Source organism: Pantoea sp. B566 (genome assembly GCF_024793925.1).
Lineage (GTDB): Bacteria > Pseudomonadota > Gammaproteobacteria > Enterobacterales > Enterobacteriaceae > Pantoea > Pantoea ananatis.
This window is the reverse complement of sequence record NZ_JANUQL010000003.1, coordinates 196,491-212,411: the sequence shown is the minus strand read 5'-3', so window position 1 is coordinate 212,411 and position 15,921 is coordinate 196,491. Positions and strand designations below refer to the sequence as shown.

Annotated in this window: 20 protein-coding genes; 11 read left to right on the top strand and 9 right to left on the bottom strand. The window is 52.9% G+C overall.

Features of this window, described 5'->3' with window-relative positions:
• Window positions 1–179: 179 nt before the first annotated feature.
• Complete coding sequence (locus NYE92_RS02735; protein WP_071785157.1) at window positions 180–455, bottom strand: hypothetical protein; 276 nt, start codon at window positions 453–455, stop codon at window positions 180–182.
• A gap of 721 nt (window positions 456–1,176) precedes the next feature.
• Here NYE92_RS02735 and NYE92_RS02730 point away from each other — a divergent pair.
• Entirely contained in the window at window positions 1,177–2,388 is a 1,212-nt protein-coding gene (locus tag NYE92_RS02730; protein ID WP_014593617.1) for a diguanylate phosphodiesterase, read from the top strand.
• A gap of 228 nt (window positions 2,389–2,616) precedes the next feature.
• Window positions 2,617–2,850 (top strand): DUF4060 family protein, encoded by a 234-nt coding sequence (locus NYE92_RS02725; RefSeq protein WP_006119000.1) that lies wholly within the window; start codon window positions 2,617–2,619, stop codon window positions 2,848–2,850.
• A gap of 32 nt (window positions 2,851–2,882) precedes the next feature.
• Here NYE92_RS02725 and anmK read toward each other — a convergent pair whose 3' ends face one another.
• A complete protein-coding gene (gene anmK, locus NYE92_RS02720) occupies window positions 2,883–4,019 on the bottom strand; it encodes an anhydro-N-acetylmuramic acid kinase (protein ID WP_013025624.1) in 1,137 nt (378 codons plus the stop codon).
• Between the two features lie 284 nt (window positions 4,020–4,303).
• Here anmK and slyB point away from each other — a divergent pair, with 284 nt between their 5' ends.
• On the top strand, window positions 4,304–4,771 hold the full coding sequence (slyB, locus tag NYE92_RS02715; protein WP_013025623.1) for an outer membrane lipoprotein SlyB: 468 nt from the start codon (window positions 4,304–4,306) through the stop codon (window positions 4,769–4,771).
• Between the two features lie 44 nt (window positions 4,772–4,815).
• Here slyB and slyA read toward each other — a convergent pair whose 3' ends face one another.
• On the bottom strand, window positions 4,816–5,253 hold the full coding sequence (gene slyA / locus NYE92_RS02710) for a transcriptional regulator SlyA (protein WP_013025622.1): 438 nt from the start codon (window positions 5,251–5,253) through the stop codon (window positions 4,816–4,818).
• Between the two features lie 141 nt (window positions 5,254–5,394).
• On the opposite strand from slyA, the gene NYE92_RS02705 reads away from it, so the two are divergent.
• Genes NYE92_RS02705 through NYE92_RS02695 form a run of 3 tightly spaced genes read left to right on the top strand, consistent with a single transcriptional unit; the run spans window position 5,395 to window position 8,497 of the window.
• Window positions 5,395–5,637 (top strand): DUF1656 domain-containing protein, encoded by a 243-nt coding sequence (locus NYE92_RS02705; RefSeq protein WP_013025621.1) that lies wholly within the window; start codon window positions 5,395–5,397, stop codon window positions 5,635–5,637.
• Window positions 5,638–5,642: 5 nt separating this feature from the next.
• Complete coding sequence (locus NYE92_RS02700) at window positions 5,643–6,500, top strand: HlyD family secretion protein (RefSeq protein WP_207234754.1); 858 nt, start codon at window positions 5,643–5,645, stop codon at window positions 6,498–6,500.
• Window positions 6,497–8,497: an FUSC family protein gene (locus NYE92_RS02695; RefSeq protein WP_029568735.1), complete on the top strand. Its 2,001-nt coding sequence runs from the start codon at window positions 6,497–6,499 to the stop codon at window positions 8,495–8,497. The genes NYE92_RS02700 and NYE92_RS02695 overlap by 4 nt, the downstream gene beginning before the upstream one ends.
• Here the strand turns inward: NYE92_RS02695 and NYE92_RS02690 are convergent, their stop codons facing one another.
• The 4 genes from NYE92_RS02690 to NYE92_RS02675 form a co-directional block, all read right to left on the bottom strand.
• Complete coding sequence (locus tag NYE92_RS02690) at window positions 8,498–8,965, bottom strand: hypothetical protein (protein WP_014593614.1); 468 nt, start codon at window positions 8,963–8,965, stop codon at window positions 8,498–8,500. It lies immediately after the preceding gene.
• Window positions 8,966–9,101: 136 nt separating this feature from the next.
• Window positions 9,102–9,620 carry a superoxide dismutase family protein gene (gene sodC / locus NYE92_RS02685; protein ID WP_014605947.1) on the bottom strand — a complete coding sequence of 173 codons (519 nt, stop codon included), beginning with the start codon at window positions 9,618–9,620 and terminating at the stop codon, window positions 9,102–9,104.
• An 81-nt stretch (window positions 9,621–9,701) separates the two neighbouring features.
• Window positions 9,702–10,598 (bottom strand): aldo/keto reductase family oxidoreductase, encoded by an 897-nt coding sequence (locus tag NYE92_RS02680; protein WP_259018481.1) that lies wholly within the window; start codon window positions 10,596–10,598, stop codon window positions 9,702–9,704.
• Window positions 10,599–10,666: 68 nt separating this feature from the next.
• A complete protein-coding gene (locus NYE92_RS02675; RefSeq protein ID WP_071785158.1) occupies window positions 10,667–10,906 on the bottom strand; it encodes a DUF1289 domain-containing protein in 240 nt (79 codons plus the stop codon).
• A gap of 175 nt (window positions 10,907–11,081) precedes the next feature.
• On the opposite strand from NYE92_RS02675, the gene NYE92_RS02670 reads away from it, so the two are divergent.
• The 4 genes from NYE92_RS02670 to rnt all read left to right on the top strand — a co-directional run bounded on the left by NYE92_RS02670 (window position 11,082) and on the right by rnt (window position 14,137).
• On the top strand, window positions 11,082–11,684 hold the full coding sequence (locus NYE92_RS02670; RefSeq protein WP_022622467.1) for a TetR/AcrR family transcriptional regulator: 603 nt from the start codon (window positions 11,082–11,084) through the stop codon (window positions 11,682–11,684).
• A gap of 46 nt (window positions 11,685–11,730) precedes the next feature.
• Entirely contained in the window at window positions 11,731–12,828 is a 1,098-nt protein-coding gene (locus tag NYE92_RS02665) for an alkene reductase (protein WP_029568733.1), read from the top strand.
• Window positions 12,829–12,938: 110 nt separating this feature from the next.
• Window positions 12,939–13,346 carry a lactoylglutathione lyase gene (gene gloA, locus NYE92_RS02660; protein WP_013025612.1) on the top strand — a complete coding sequence of 136 codons (408 nt, stop codon included), beginning with the start codon at window positions 12,939–12,941 and terminating at the stop codon, window positions 13,344–13,346.
• A gap of 119 nt (window positions 13,347–13,465) precedes the next feature.
• Complete coding sequence (gene rnt / locus NYE92_RS02655) at window positions 13,466–14,137, top strand: ribonuclease T (protein WP_029569947.1); 672 nt, start codon at window positions 13,466–13,468, stop codon at window positions 14,135–14,137.
• 45 nt (window positions 14,138–14,182) lie between these two features.
• Here rnt and NYE92_RS02650 read toward each other — a convergent pair whose 3' ends face one another.
• A complete protein-coding gene (locus NYE92_RS02650) occupies window positions 14,183–14,518 on the bottom strand; it encodes a Grx4 family monothiol glutaredoxin (protein WP_170934913.1) in 336 nt (111 codons plus the stop codon).
• A 364-nt stretch (window positions 14,519–14,882) separates the two neighbouring features.
• On the opposite strand from NYE92_RS02650, the gene NYE92_RS02645 reads away from it, so the two are divergent.
• Window positions 14,883–15,704, top strand: coding sequence for a C40 family peptidase (locus tag NYE92_RS02645; RefSeq protein ID WP_014593610.1), 822 nt, complete (start codon window positions 14,883–14,885; stop codon window positions 15,702–15,704).
• A 64-nt stretch (window positions 15,705–15,768) separates the two neighbouring features.
• Here NYE92_RS02645 and NYE92_RS02640 read toward each other — a convergent pair whose 3' ends face one another.
• The gene (locus tag NYE92_RS02640; protein ID WP_019105306.1) at window positions 15,769–15,858 is read right to left on the bottom strand and encodes a YnhF family membrane protein; all 90 of its coding nucleotides are present in this window, start codon (window positions 15,856–15,858) and stop codon (window positions 15,769–15,771) included.
• Between the last annotated feature and the right edge of the window lie 63 nt (window positions 15,859–15,921).

Sequence of the window (15,921 nt, the reverse complement as noted above, 5' to 3'; positions counted from 1 at the left end):
GGCGTTAATATTAACAGGCGTGAGCGTCACGCCTGTTAACCAGGTAATAATTTGCACCCTTCTTCGCGGTTATTATTATTTCACCTTCACACATTATTTCTTTATATCGCGCTCACGCCTCAGGCGCAGTAAACCGATATCTCCGCCGCGCGTAACGTCGGCGCTGACGTCCGTAATATTCAGGAAGACTTAGGTGTATGTCGCGTCGGCATGGCCCGATTGCGCGATGCCAGACTCCGCCCGGCAGTGGGACAGACGAAAGGGCTAAGGCAGGCGGTGCAGAGAATCGCATCCGGATGATGGATTTTCGCGACCGTTAAGGCCTGTTGCCGGGTGTAGAGTGAACCGATAAATTCACGTCCACGGCTGTTATCCAGCTGGCTACAACCTTCTTTATGAATTATCCATCCGCCTCGGGTAAAAGGACATACGTAATAGTAGCTTGATTTAAGCATAGGACTGCCCCTGCTGGTCGCTGTGTCAATCAGGACGATAAAAAGAGTGATGTAAGGTTTTATTTAATAATGTAGCGTTGTTAACCCTAGCTGAGAATTATCCCTAAAACCACAGGGATAATGACAAAACAGGGGTTTTGAGATTTATTCGCAGCGGGGTCACTGACTTACGTTAGCATCTTATCAGACTCTGGCTGCTGAAAAAGGCGCCAGGTGCAAGATCAGAGTTGATACTTTAATCATTGTGTTTACCTCTCTTCTTCGACATTTTGGTTAAAAAAACATGCCAAATCAGGCTACTGCTGTTTTCTTTTCAAGGGCAGCAGTCAGGGAACCAGGATAATTTGATTACCCCAGGTAACCTGAGAATAATACTCATCGGTGTCATTTATTAACGGACCATAACCTGCAAAAAAGATACGTCTATTCAATACCTAACCACTGAAGTGCTGATATAATAGAAACAATGCGTAACACGCTGGTAATGAACAGAATAATAAAAAACCTGTTTGCCCCCGCCATGGTCTGTTATCCACCCCATGGATCGATCGTGTTAAACCTTCTGTGACAACGGAACATCACAGGTAAGCGCCCCCTGTGCCGTGCTGGAGAAATGCACGGCAAGGACACATTTTGCGATGGTATTACAGCAGGATTAGGCTCCGCCTGATAAGCGATCTGGCAATGTGTGCGGTAAAAAAACAAGAATCTGGAAGACTTTATGTTGTCTACAATTATCTATCGCAGTCACATCGCTGACCATGTTCCGCTTAAGATGCTGGAGGGATTAGTCACCAAGGCTAACAAAATTAATGAATCATCCAGCGTCACCGGTATTTTATTGTTTAATGGCACCCACTTTTTTCAGCTCCTTGAAGGTCCTGAACGTGATGTGCTGGCGGTTTACGAACGTATTTGCCGCGATACCAGCCATCATAATATTGTGGAATTAATGCGCGATTATGCCCCTGCGCGACGTTTCGGCAACGTGGGCATGGAGCTGTTTGACCTGCGGCAATACGATAAAACCACGGTGCTTAATGCGGTGCTGGAAAAAGGCACCACCAAATACCAGCTGACCTATGAAGATCGGGCGCTTAAATTCTTGCGTACCTTTGTTGAAGCGCGCGAGAAAGAAAATTATTTTGAAATTCCCTCAGCAGACAGCTGGGATTTTATTCAGGATGAGGCCGAAACCCGCGAAGGTGATGTTGCCATGCTGAATCAGGAAGGCGTAAATTTTGCTTTTCAGGCCATTATTGATCCCTTTGCACGCAAAATTGTTTCCCTTGAAGCGCTGCTTCGCGGCAATCAGGGTGAAACGCAACAGCACTATTTTTCCCGCCTTGATCCGGATGATATCTACCGCAACGATTTGCACTCTAAACGCACGGCCTTTGCACAGGCAAAGGCGCTCGGCCTGGATGATATGGTGCTGTCGATCAATCTGCTGCCGATGTCGCTGGTGCTTGTTCCCGACGCGGTCGACTTTCTGCTGACGGAAATTCATGCCCACCAGCTGGTGCCGGAGCAAATTGTCGTTGAGTTTACCGAGAATGAGATCATCTCTCGTCCTGACGAATTTGCCGCCGCGCTGAAACAGCTCAAAGCCGCCGGTATCAGCGTCGCGCTCGATGATTTTGGCGCGGGTTATGCCGGGTTATCACTGCTTACCCAGATCCAGCCCGATAAAATTAAAATCGACCGCAGTATTATTAGTAACGTGCACAAGAGTGGCCCGAAGCAGGCTATCGTCCACGCGATTTTAAAATGTTGTTCATCGCTGGAAATTACCGTGATTGCAGAAGGGATTGAACAGCCCGAAGAGTGGATGTGGCTGGAAGCCGCCGGCATTTCACAGTTTCAGGGATTCCTGTTTTCCTGGCCGAAATTAAATGGCGTATCTTCCGTTTCCTGGCCCGAGCTTAAATAAACCCTGGCTCCCGCAACACAATAAATTTTCATTCTCTCTTGCCGGACATAAAACGTGCTGCTAAATATTAGTAGCACGTTTCAGATTGTGTCATTGCGCTGCAATATTAGACGTGCACGCTGTTTTTTAAATTATCGATGATGTTAAGCAGTCAGATGTTCAGTGTTAAAGACCGACGCAACGCGCCTGTTAAGGCGTGCCCCACAGGTATAGCATTTGAGGGACTGAATGAAGCAAATCATCCGCGGTGATAAAGAACCCGTCCATATCGTTGCCGCCTCGCGCGCGCTGGAAGCCCATATGTCTCGTTATGGTGAGGGAAATAAATACCATCCGGTTATCTATTCAATTGCCTATCGCAGCAAATACTACCAGGTTGAAGTCATTACCCGGCGTGAAACCATCGTGGCAACCGTCATCACGGGCGTGCGCAAGTTAACGCATCTGCCTGGCGTGGCCTGATTCGTTTTACGCTGTTCTAAAAGGGGACAGATTCAGTCCCCTTTCCCCTGTCGCATGAACAACGGATTGGCGGGATAAATGGCGCCAATCACGCTTTTTTCGCGTGCGCCGGTGACCGCAGGCAAATTTCCGGGCAAGCCGGACAGGGTGCGAAACGCCAGCCAGGCAAACGCCAGCGCTTCCATATCATCCCCGTTGATACCGATCGTGTCGGTTGTCGTCACTTCGGTACCCGCAAGATGCGAAGCCAGTCGCGCCATCAGTAACGGATTGCGGCTTCCCCCACCACACGCCAGTAAACGATCGCATCCGTCATTGAGTTGCACCTGTTGCGCGATGCTGACGGCGGTAAATTCATTAAGCGTAGCCTGAACGTCCTGTGCGGCGATGCCAGGAAAATGACGCAGATGTTGTTCAAGCCAGCCCAGGTTAAACAGCTCCCGCCCGGTGCTTTTAGGCGGCGGCAACGCGAGCCAGGGCTCGCGCAGCAACGTATCAAGCAGGGCATGACTGACTTTGCCACTCAGCGCCCACTGGGCATCTTTATCGTAAGCTTTGCCCTGATTACGCCATATCCAGGCATCAAGCAGCATATTGCCAGGCCCGGTATCAAACCCGCGAACAGGCTGCCCCGGAATAAGTAAAGAGAGATTCGCAATCCCGCCGATGTTCAGCACCATGCGACGTTCGGTGGCATCCATCATCAAGGCCTGATGGAAGGCCGGCACCAGCGGTGCGCCCTGCCCGCCCAGCGCCATATCACGCCGCCTGAAATCCCCCACGACCGTAATGCCGGTCGCGGCAACTATCTGATTGTGATCGCCAATTTGCAGCGTATTCGGCGCTGCGCTCTGCGGCTCATGCCATACGGTTTGCCCGTGACAGCCGATCGCCGTGATATCGCCAACTTCAAGGGATTCACGGCGCATCAGGGTCAATACCGCCTCAGCAAACAGCTGCCCCAGCCGCGTATCAAGCTGCCCTAACTGCGACAGCGTCAGGGCCTGTCCCTGGCAAATGGCCAGAATAGCCTGACGCAAATCCGGTGGCATGGGATGACAGTAGCTGGCCTGCTGAGCCACCATATTTTCGTCAATGGCCGCCAGAACCACATCCACACCATCAAGACTGGTGCCCGACATCACGCCGATGTAGCGTCCTGATTTCATAGCCGTTCCTTTTCATTAAGGTGAAAATGGTGTTACGCGCGTTAAGCCTGACAAAAAATTGCGGTTAAATCCATGATTAATTTGTTTTTAATCAATAAATTGCCTGTGAGTTAACGCCTTAGAAATTTTTTTCTCATCGATTGAATCATTGTTAAAATTTAACGGTCTATGCTGGCGTCAGCCATGTTTTATACCGGCAAAGGTCAATTCTCCAGTTTTCTGTCTTATACTGTTTACAGGATTTCGCGAGAGATAGGCGCATTCTTGAATAAAGGAGTTTTCAAATGATTAAGCGTGTAATTGTGGTCGCTTTGACTGGAGTGATGCTTGCAGGTTGTAGCAATACCGATACGTTGTCGGGCGATACCTACAGCGCCAGTGAAGCCAAACAGGTCCAGAGCGTTTCATACGGTACCTTAGTGTCCGTACGTCCGGTTAAAATTCAGGGCGGCGATGACAGCAATATCATTGGCGCTATCGGTGGTGCCGTACTGGGTGGATTCCTGGGCAACACGATTGGCGGCGGTGCGGGACGCAGCCTGGCAACAGCCGGCGGGGCCGTACTGGGTGGCGTTGCGGGCCAGGGCGTGCAAGGTGCGATGAACAAAACAGACGGTGTTGAACTGGAAATCCGCAAGGATGACGGCAACACCATTATGGTGGTGCAGAAACAGGCCGCCAGCCGTTACTCTGTAGGACAGCGCGTAGCGATGGCGACCGATGGCAGCCAGGTCACCGTTTCTCCACGCTAATACAGTCACCCACCGACGCCGGTGACGGGCACTGTGCGTCGGTATTACTTTTCTTTGTTCTGTAGTTCGAGAATATTCTTCTCAAGGCGCGCAATCAGCGACACCATCTGATTGATCTCATCGCGGCTGATACCGGTGAGAATATCGTCACGGGTAATGTCAATCACGTGTTCGACCTGCTGAATAACCGGCTCGGCCTGTTGTGTGAGCTTAATGCGTTTGGCTCGGCGGTCATGTGCGCAGGTGGTTCGGGTAATCAGCCCTTTTTCTTCAAGCTGATCTAAGGTTCTGACCAGCGAAGGTTGTTCGATACCGATGGCTTTGGCTAACTGAATTTGTGACTGCTCAGGCGGTAACTGATGGATATTGTGCAGCGTAACCCAATGCGTTTGGGTTAAATCGAGTGGCTTCAGGCGTTGATCGATCAGAGCCCGCCAGATGCGCACCAGTCTGGACAGGTCCGTTCCGAGTGGGGTATCCATGTTATCTCCTTATAATTAGTCGGCTAGCTATCAGGCTGCATTGTATAGTATTTTGCAAGCCGGAAGTTAAATTACTAATCACTAAGTAGACAGTTTCGGCTGAAAATATTTCACTAACCTGTTCCAGAGTGCATCCCCATAATGGATATCATCAGCAACGGATTTCTCAGTGTTCACCCACTTACGGAACTGATTTTCGGTGCGTCACTTTACTTTCCTCCCCTGTTTAAAGCGGTGCTGGCCGGTTTTTTTCTCTGGCTGCTGATTCACCCACTGCTGCGCGGCTGGCTCGCCTCTGGCGACGTCTGGCATCCCACACTGTTTGATCTTTCCTTATTTGTGCTGTGCGTGACGGCCTCACTCTGGCTGATGGATCACGGATGAAAACGATGAAATTTTCCGGATTAAAGTACTTTTCAACGCTGATTGTTTTTACCCTTGCGCTGCTCAGTGCCTGGTGCGCCTGGAATTACTACATGCAGTCGCCCTGGACACGAGATGGAAAAGTGCGTGCCGAGTTAGTGGATATCACGCCGCAGATTTCAGGACGCATTGTGGCATTGAAGGTGACAGATAATCAGTTTGTTCACAAAGGCGAAACGTTGTTGACGCTGGACCCCGTCCCCTGGCAAATCGATCTGAATAAAGCCGATGCGCAGCTTAGCCAGGCAAAAGCCGATCTCGCTAAAGCGCAAAACGAGTTCAGCAGGCGAAGCCGGCTGCCGCGCAATACCATTTCAGGTGAAGATCTGGATGTTGCCCGTCTGAACGCCGATGCCGCACTGGCCAGCGTGAAGGCGGCACAGGCACAGCGTGATCAGGCGCAATGGAACTTGCAGCAAACCACCCTCACCGCCCCCACGGACGGTTGGGTGAGTAATTTAACCCTGCGCCCTGGCAACTACGCCAGCGCCGGTACGCCGCTTTTTGCCCTGGTCGACAGCCACTCTTACTACGTCGTCGGCTACTTTGAAGAAACCAAGCTGCGCCACATTCATCCTGGCGCCGCTGCCAACGTGGTGCTTTACAGCAGCGGCGCGCAGTTGACCGGTCAGGTAGAAAGCATCGGGCGGGCTATCTACGATCAAAGCCTGGAGGCGGATAACGGTTTACTGCCGGATATTAAACCGAACGTGCCCTGGGTTCGTCTGGCGCAACGTGTCCCTGTCCGTATCCGCCTCACATCGCTTCCCGATCGCGCGCTGTTGATCGCCGGTACAACCTGCACGATTACGATAGCACCATGAATCTCAACGGGCTGGCCTGGGGAAACCTTCCCTGGGTAAAGGCGGATCGCAATCAATGGCGCTATGCGTTACGCAATGCAGGCGCGATGTGCCTTGCGCTGAGCATTGCCTATGGTTTGAACCTGGACGAGCCTTACTGGGCCATGACCTCAGCAGCAGTGGTAAGTTTTCCTACCCTTGGCGGCGTGATCAGTAAAAGCCTGGGCCGCATCGTGGGCAGCCTGTTGGGGGCGGCCGCTGCGCTGTTGATTGCCGGCCATACGTTAAACGAGCCTTGGCTGTTCACCCTGTATATTGCCGGCTGGCTGGCGCTGTGCACCTGGGTGGCAAACCACTATCAAAACAATGTGGCCTATGGTTTTTCGCTGGCGGGTTATACCGCAGCCATTATTGCCTTCAGCTGTGTCAACCTGACGGACATCACCAGCCTGTGGGAGATTGCTCAGGCGCGGGTATGTGAAGTGATTTCCGGGCTGCTGTGCGCGGGCTTTATGATGATGCTCTTACCCAGCACCTCTGACGGCGATGCACTCATCCACGCGCTAAAACAGATGCACGCCCGCCTGCTGGAACATGCCACGCGCCTGCTGCAGGACACCCGTAATGACGAGATACGCAGCGCCCATGAAACGGTGATTGGTCAGATCCTGACCATGAACTTATTACGCATCCAGGCCTTCTGGAGCCATTATCGCTTTCGCCGCCAGAATAACGTGCTGAATTACATCCTGCATCAGCAGCTGAGACTGACCAGCGTGCTGTCCAGTCTTCGTCGTATGCTGCTGAACTGGCCCGATGCACCTGAGGCGCTGTTTGAGGTACTGAAGTCTATCATGCAGGAACTGGCCAAACCCGACTGCAATAAGTATCGGCTCGCGGCGTTGTTGCGCACGATTACGCCTGCCAGCGAAGGGGATTATCGACAGCGGGCGTTCTGTCAGCGGCTGCGCTACTTCTGCTGGATGTACCTCAACGTATTGCGCTGGATACGACTGCTGGAGCACGCCGAGGCGGATACCCGCTTTCAACCACCGGCCGTATCGGCGCTGGCCAGTGAGAGCGATAGCGCAGAGGCAGGCTGGAGTGCACTGCGCACTTTTACTGTCGTGGTCGCGGGTTGCGCATTCTGGATTACGACGCAGTGGTCTTCGGGCGCATCGGCGCTCACCTTCACGGCGATCGCCTGCGTGCTTTACGCCTCGGCTCCCTCACCCACAGGCAGCATTACGTTATTACTGAAAACGCTGTTGTGGCTGTTTGCATTTAGCTTTGTGTTTAAATTCGGGCTGATGGTGCAGTTTAATCAACTATGGCAACTGCTGGCGGTGTTATTTCCGTTGTTGCTGACCCTGCAACTGTTCCGGGTGCAGCAGAAACAGCGGGCCGCCATGTGGGGACAGTTTATTGTTTTTCTGGGATCGTTTCTGGCCGTGACCAATCCACCAGACTGGGACTATCAAACGTTCTTTGACGGCAATATCGCCAAAATTTGCGGCGTACTGCTCGCCTGGCTGGCGTTTCAGCTGCTGCGCCCCAGTTCGGATAGCCGCCGCAGCCGACGCCATATTCAGTCTCTGCGCATGGCTTTTCTCGATCAGCTTCGCCCCCGGCCCCATTTGAGTCAAAACCGCTTCGAGTCGCTGATCTATCACAAGATCGGCCAGCTCAGCAGCAGTCGGGATGAAAAAGCGCGCGTCTGGCTACTGCGCTGGGGCGTGGTTTTGCTCAACTGCTCACACCTCGTCTGGCAGCTGCGCGACTGGCCCACCGAATCCGCAGTACTGAATCAGTATCGCGTGCGCGCGATGCAGGATCTGCAACATGTGATGAGCCTTCGCGGTGTTCAGCACCGGCAACTTGATGCGGCACTGGATGCGCTACAGACGATGACAGATGAAACGATCAGGGAAAATACCCGGGAAGCCGAAACGCTTGCCGGATTGTTGTGGCGCTTACGTTGTTCGCTGGAACAGCTGAAACAGGCCATTCCCGACTGACTACTGACAGTACTGCTGATGCTGGCGGTTAAAATCATCCTGCAGTTGCTGTACCGTTTTTTGTCCTTCGAATCGCGTCTTATCCGCCTCAGAAACCGGCTCAATAACCAGCGCTTTTTCATCCGGGGAGAAAATAAAGCGCCGGGAAATGAAGGTGCCAGTGAAGCTTTTCCCCGTGATGCCGCCGCAAATCATCACCGTATTGTGGTGATAGATCGTGGTATCTGTGAAATTGGTTTCCGTGGCGCTACGCAAAACATTTTGGCAATGCGATGCTTCAAGTTTTTGCACCACGTCCCGACTCAGCCGCTCACGGCCCTTCGCGATATGTTCACACCGAATCCGTGCAGGATTGGTATCAATGGTACGCTGAAGCTCTCGCCCGGTTTCGGTTACCAACTGCGTATCATTGGGTTTATCACAGCCTGCCAGCAGCAGGCACAGTAACCATGCGCCCTTCCATTTCATTTACCCTGCTCCTCAGGTTGTCAGGCTTTATGACGGGAATCAGTATCATAGGGGGGAATGAAGGCATGATGCTACAACAAATCTTCAACGTACGAAAAGCCATGCTGGCGGCAACCGATGCCGCCAGACTGTCTGATCAGATTACGCCGCAGGCAAAGCGGGCCCCGCCGCCGCCTAGCGGTTTCGGGTGATCCGCGTGATTATCGCCGCCCACGTGAACCATCAGTGCCTTGCCTTTTATCTCACTCAGGTTTTTGATCCGGGGTGCCAGCACGGGATAGCTGGCCTTGCCCTGGTCATCCACGTAGAGCGCTGGCAGGTCCCCTAAGTGACCTTCACCGTAGGGTCCGAGATGTTTACCGGTATTATCCGGGTCCAGATGACCACCCGCCGCGCCCGCGGCCACCGTTTTCCCCTCTGATTCACCTGGTTCACAGCTGCCTTTCGCATGGACATGGAAGCCGTGGATGCCCGGTTTTAGCCCCGCCAGCATGGGCGTAAACTGCAAACCATATTGCGTTTCTTCGATCTTCACCGTGCCAACAGATTTGCCGATACCCTGCGGCGACACCTCATGAATCGTCACCTCTTCACTGGCGGCCTGGGCTGCGCCGCAGGTTAACAGCGTCAACAACGCGATAGTTTTCACTTTCATTGTGGCTCCTTAGTGCTCTGGGTTCAGCTTAAGCCTGGCCTCAGTGCGCAAAGATTGCCGCAAATTGACGAATGTTTACGCTCAGGGTACGTCGTAGCCCAGCGCTGCTTTACGAATACGGAACCACTGTTGGCGACTGAGCGACAGATCCACGGCCCCCGCCGCCTCGGTGACGCGCTGGGTTTTGCCGGAGCCGATGATAGGTAACGGCTTGCTCGGCAGGCGCATCACCCACGCGTAGACAACCTGTTCCAGACTGGATGCGCCTGTCTCCTCTCGGACCCGCGCCAGCTCGTCACGTAACGGCTGGAAATGGGGATCGCTGAACAGACGTCCGCCCCCGAGACAGGACCATGCCATAGGGCGCAGGCGCTGCTGCTGGCAGTGATCCAGCGAACCATCCAGCAGCACGTTTTGCTGAACGGGAGAGATTTCAAGTTGATTAGTGACCAGGCTAAAAGGCAGACGCGACTGCAACAGGGCAAACTGCGCAGGTGTAAAATTGGACACGCCGAAATGAAGCACTTTACCGGCCTGATGCAGTTGAAGAAACGCATCGGCAATGTCATCGGCGTCCATAAGGGGATCGGGCCGATGAATCAACAGGAGGTCGAGATAATCGGTGTGAAAAGCCTGCAGCGAACGCTCTGCGCTGGCAAGAATGTGTGCGGTATCGGTGATGTAATGGCCAATCTGATGTTCGGGTTTGGCGCGCGTCGCAATGCCGCATTTCGTGACAATCTGAAGCCGCTGGCGCAGCGAGGGTGCCTGTTTTAATGCTTCACCAAACGCCGCCTCGCAACGGTAATCACCATAAATATCAGCATGATCGACCGTGGAAATTCCCAGTGAAAGATGGTGTTCAATAAAGGCGACCCGTTGCTGTGGCGTCATGTCCCACTCCATCAGGCGCCAGTAGCCCATAATCAGCGGGGAAAAGTGGGGGCCCTGTGGCGCAATAGCTTGCGGTTGTAACATCGTGTTCTCCCTTTGACACAAAAGCGGCTGGTTGTCTGTCAGGGAGTATAACGGAAATCGTGCGGGGGTCAGAACAAGGTCGGTTGCTGGGGTTCCTGAGGCTCATCCTTATGCTGCTGACGCAGCATACGCAGGCGGCGCTGATGGCAAAGGCGCAGCACGTCACGTTTCTGGCTGTCGGTATAGCGCATCCAGTTAAAACGCTCGTCGCGGCTGCGCAGGCAACCGAGACAATAGCCACGTGAATCTGTCTGACAAATACTCCGGCATGGACTGGGAACCGGAAAAAACTCAAGCTGCTCTGCCACAACTGCCCCCGCTAAAACGTGCATCCCTCTATTGAAGACAGACTGGTGCGATTGTGCAAGAAATAATCACAACAAGGACGATTTATTCACTTTCAATACGTGATGATTTAACACTCTGTGCCTGTCCCGCGATTAAAATTTGCATTAGACCGATTGGTCTACCAGGATAAAGCCCATGAACAAGATGCCACAACGTCATGAAACACGTGAACACCTGCTGATAACGGGCGAGAAGCTTTGCCTGCAGCGCGGATTTACCGCCATGGGGCTGAGTCAGCTGCTGACACAGGCGGCCATTCCGAAAGGGTCGTTTTATTACTATTTCCCGTCAAAAGAAGCGTTTGGCGTTGCCCTGCTTGAGCGCTACTTTGTCCGCTACCTGCATGAGGTAGAGCAACAGTTGTCTCAGCCAGCGGGCACGGTGAGAGAACGATTGTTAGACCATTTCAGACATGCGCTTGCGGTGTTTGAACAACAGGGGCACATCGTCGGTTGTCTGAGTGTGAAACTGTCGGCTGAAGTTTGTGACCTGTCTGAACCCATGCGCGGTGCCCTGCAGCACGGTGCCAGTCATGTTATCGCGGCTTATAGCCGCGCCTTAACGACGGCACAGCAGGAAGAAGGACTGATATTGCCGCATCCGCCTGAACAGCTGGCAGAGCTACTCTATGTCTTGTGGCTCGGTGCCAGTTTGCAAAGCAAGCTTTCCCGTAAGGCACAGCCCCTGCGGCTGGCGTTTATTACCATCGAACAGTGGCTGAAAGCGCCACTGGTTTAAAAAAACCACAATTTGTAGACGACCGGTCTACTTAAAAGGAGTTGTTATGGCGAGTACTCAGCTGTTTCGTCCGCTAAAAGTTGGCGCAATTACCGTGCCTAATCGTGTCTTTATGGCCCCGCTGACGCGCTTGCGTAGCATTGAGCCAGGCGATATCCCGACGCCGTTGATGGCCGAATACTATCGTCAGCGCGCCGGGGCGGGCCTGATTATTACCGAAGCGACCCAGATTTCTTTCCAGGCCAAAGGCTATGCGGGTGCGCCGGGTTTGCACACCCAGCAGCAAATCGCCGCGTGGAAAAATATCAACGAAGGTATCCACCAGGCAGGCGGACACAGTGCCGTACAGCTGTGGCACACCGGCCGTATTTCACACAACAGCGTCCAGCCGGAAGGTAAAGCGCCGGTTGCGCCTTCGGCGATTCCCGCAGGCACACGCACTTCCCTGCGTGCCGAAGACGGCAGCGTGTATCGCGAAGATACCTCAGTGCCGCGCGAACTGAGCATCAGTGAAATTCAGCAAATCGTTGCCGATTTTGGTCAGGCCGCTGCCAATGCGCGGGAAGCAGACTTCGACATGCTGGAACTGCACTCCGCTCACGGCTATCTGATGCACCAGTTCCTGTCACCGTCCTCGAATCAGCGTACCGATGAGTACGGCGGCAGCGTTGAGAAACGCGGACGTTTTGCGCTTGAAGTGGTCGATGCCGCGATTGCCAACTGGTCAGCGGATCGTGTTGGTATCCGTGTCTCTCCTGTCGGCAGCTTCCAGAACCTGGATAATGGCCCGAACGAAGAAGAAGATGCACTGTGGTACATCGCTGAACTGGCGAAACGCAAGATTGCCTATCTGCATATGTCAGAACCTGACTGGGCAGGCGGTACACCTTACAGCGACGCCTTCCGTCAGAAAGTCCGTGATACCTTCCCGGGCGTAATTATTGGCGCTGGCGCTTACACCGTTGAGAAAGCGGATGATCTTATCAGCCGCGGCTTGATCGATGCCGTTGCCTTTGGTCGGGATTACATCGCTAACCCGGATCTGGCCCAGCGTTTACAACAAGATGCACCACTGAATCCACAGCGTCCCGAATCCTTCTACGGTGGCGGCGCTGAAGGCTATACTGACTATCCTGCACTGTAAAACGCAGGCAGCCGTGAGTCTTTCACGGCTGCGGTTATTCTTTGGCGATTATCGTCGCTATACTGAGTGTTTGTGTCATCCGGGGATGACGTTTTTCAAAAGAGGAAGCTATGCGTTTACTTCATACCATGCTGCGCGTTGGCGATTTGCAACGCTCCATTGATTTTTACACTCGCGTGCTGGGCATGCGCCTGCTGCGCCAAAGCGAAAACGCTGAATATAAATATACCCTGGCGTTTGTGGGCTACACCGAAGAGAGCGAAGGTGCCGTTATTGAGCTGACCTACAACTGGGGCGTTGACAGCTACGATCTCGGTAACGCTTATGGTCACATCGCGTTGGGCGTTGATGATGTTGCCGCAACCTGCGAGCGCATCCGTAACGACGGCGGTAACGTGACGCGTGAAGCCGGCCCGGTCAAAGGTGGCACCACGATCATTGCCTTTGTTGAAGATCCAGACGGTTATAAAATCGAACTGATCGAAAATAAACATGCCGGACACGGCCTCGGCAGCTAAGCCGTCAACATCAGCCCGCGCAACGCGGGCTGATTCTTGCTTCCCTTACCTGTACCTGCTGCAGACGGGGCGCTTTTTTGGCATACTACGCGCTGCCCTTTTTCTGCAATGAGATCCTGATGTCTGAATCGTCTTCCCCCAACGCACTCAATCAACGCTTTCGTGGTTTCTATCCCGTGGTTATCGATGTGGAAACGGCGGGCTTCAATGCGCAAACCGATGCGCTGCTGGAAGTCGCGGCCATTACGCTGAAAATGGATGACGAGGGTTGGCTTCATCACGACCAGACACTGCATTTTCATGTTGAACCTTTTGTCGGCGCTCTGCTGCATCCGGAAGCCCTTGCCTTTACCGGCATCGATCCCAGCAATCCGTTACGGGGCGCGGTGAGCGAATACGAAGCCTTGCATGCCATTTTTAAACTGGTGCGCAAAGGCATTAAAGATACCGGGTGCAATCGCGCGATCATGGTGGCGCATAATGCCACCTTCGATCTTAATTTTATGAATGCCGCCGCCGAACGCGCCAGCCTGAAACGGAATCCGTTTCATCCTTTTGCCACTTTCGACACGGCCGCTCTGAGCGGGTTAGTGCTGGGTCAGACGGTACTGGCCAAAGCCTGCAAAGCGGCCGGGATGGAATTTGACAGCAGTCAGGCGCACTCTGCGCTGTATGACACGCAGCAAACGGCCACGCTGTTCTGCGAACTGGTCAATCGCTGGAAACGTCTGGGAGGCTGGCCGCTGGCTCTAGCGGAAGAGGCAACAGAAGATCAGGGCGCGGCGGAGTAAACGCCCGTTAAACGAAGAAAAGGCCGACGATGTCGGCCTTTTTTATTATTCCGCTTCTTTAAACTTCTCAGCGGTTTCTTTGACCAGCGGTTGTAATTCACCACGCTGGAACATCTCAACAATAATGTCACAGCCGCCAACCAGTTCGCCATCGACCCACAGCTGAGGGAAGGTTGGCCAGTTAGCATACTTTGGCAGCTCTGCGCGAATATCCGGGTTCTGCAGAATATCCACGTAAGCGAAGCGCTCACCACAGGCAGACAGCGCCTGAACCGCCTGGGCAGAGAAACCGCAACTTGGCAGTTTCGGCGAACCTTTCATGTACAGCAGGATCGGGTTTTCTGCGATCTGGCGCTGAATTTTTTCTACAGTACTCATTATTGCCTTCCTTAATTCGTCACTTCGTGTTTCTTTATTGTAGCGACTTCCCTTCAGGACTGAAAATGAGATTTTCTTCCCGTTAGGGCAAACCGCCATGTTTGTTAAGTCCGCTTGCGCGCTATCCACCCGCTCATCGGGATCCAAAAGGTGAATGCATTAATAATTTGCAATAATTTTGCTGAGTTAACCTGCTGAAATTGCTTATTTATGCCTGCTTTTTACCCAAGTTATTAATTAATAAAAAAAGGACTTACTGTTTTAAAAAAAACTGGACTAGAATGTCTTCGGCGCTGATCGTTGATCAGATTTTTCTTAACCTTGTCAGATATCTGTTGAACCTGACAGCTTAACCAGTAAACGGACTATGCGTTCAATTATTACGCTTCTTATTCTGGCTTTTGCGCAACTGTTCTTTAACGTCGCCTCTGCATCACCGCAGGCGCCGGTTAAGGCCAGCTTGCATAAGGTAGAGAAAAAAAGTGCGCGCGAAGATGAGCGGCGCAAGCGACGCACGGTTAAAGCGTCGGCGAAAAAAAGCCGTTCCTCCGCAGAGCAGAAATCCAGCAAAACGCTTAAAACCAGTAAAAATCCCTCTCACGCGGTTGCCTCTCACAAAACCCTGACCAAAGCGACTGATTCACACAAGAAGCTCACCAAAAAAGTGGCCGCCAACGCCACCAGCAAGAAACGCTATGGTCATCAACGCGCGGTGAAGGTGGCGAAAGCGGACAGCAAGGATACCGGCACCATCAAAATGAGCAACGCACACCGTCAGCGCTATCAAAAAGCACGTGAAACGGCGATGGCGAAACTGATGGGACAGCTGGGCAAGCGCTACCAGTGGGGCGGAAAATCGCCGCATACCGGTTTCGACTGCAGCGGCCTGGTGTGGTACGCCTACAAAGATGTGGTGAAATTTAAAATTCCGCGTACTGCAAATGAAATGTATCACCTGCGGGATGCCGCGCCGGTGAATCGGGAAGCGCTGGAGAAAGGCGATCTGGTGTTTTTCCGCATCAACGGACGTGGCACGGCCGACCACGTGGGTGTTTACCTGGGTAACGGTAAATTTATTCAGTCACCGCGTACCGGAAAGGACATTCAAATCAGTGCGTTAAGCGAAGATTACTGGCAGCGCCACTATATTGGTGCGCGTCGCGTCATGACGCCAAAAACCGTTCGCTAAACGTCACTCCTCCGTCATACCGACGGAACGCAGCCGGGACAGGGAAACCTTCCCGGCTTTTTTATTAGTTCAGAATGGCGGTAAAGCTGAACGCAATAATCATCAACAGTGCAGCCGCCGTGGTCATCAATGACAGTTTCAGATCGGTACTCATCACAACTCCTTAGGCACAATTTTAGTAGGGGTTAAGCATTTTCCCACACGCGTGGGTAAAAAT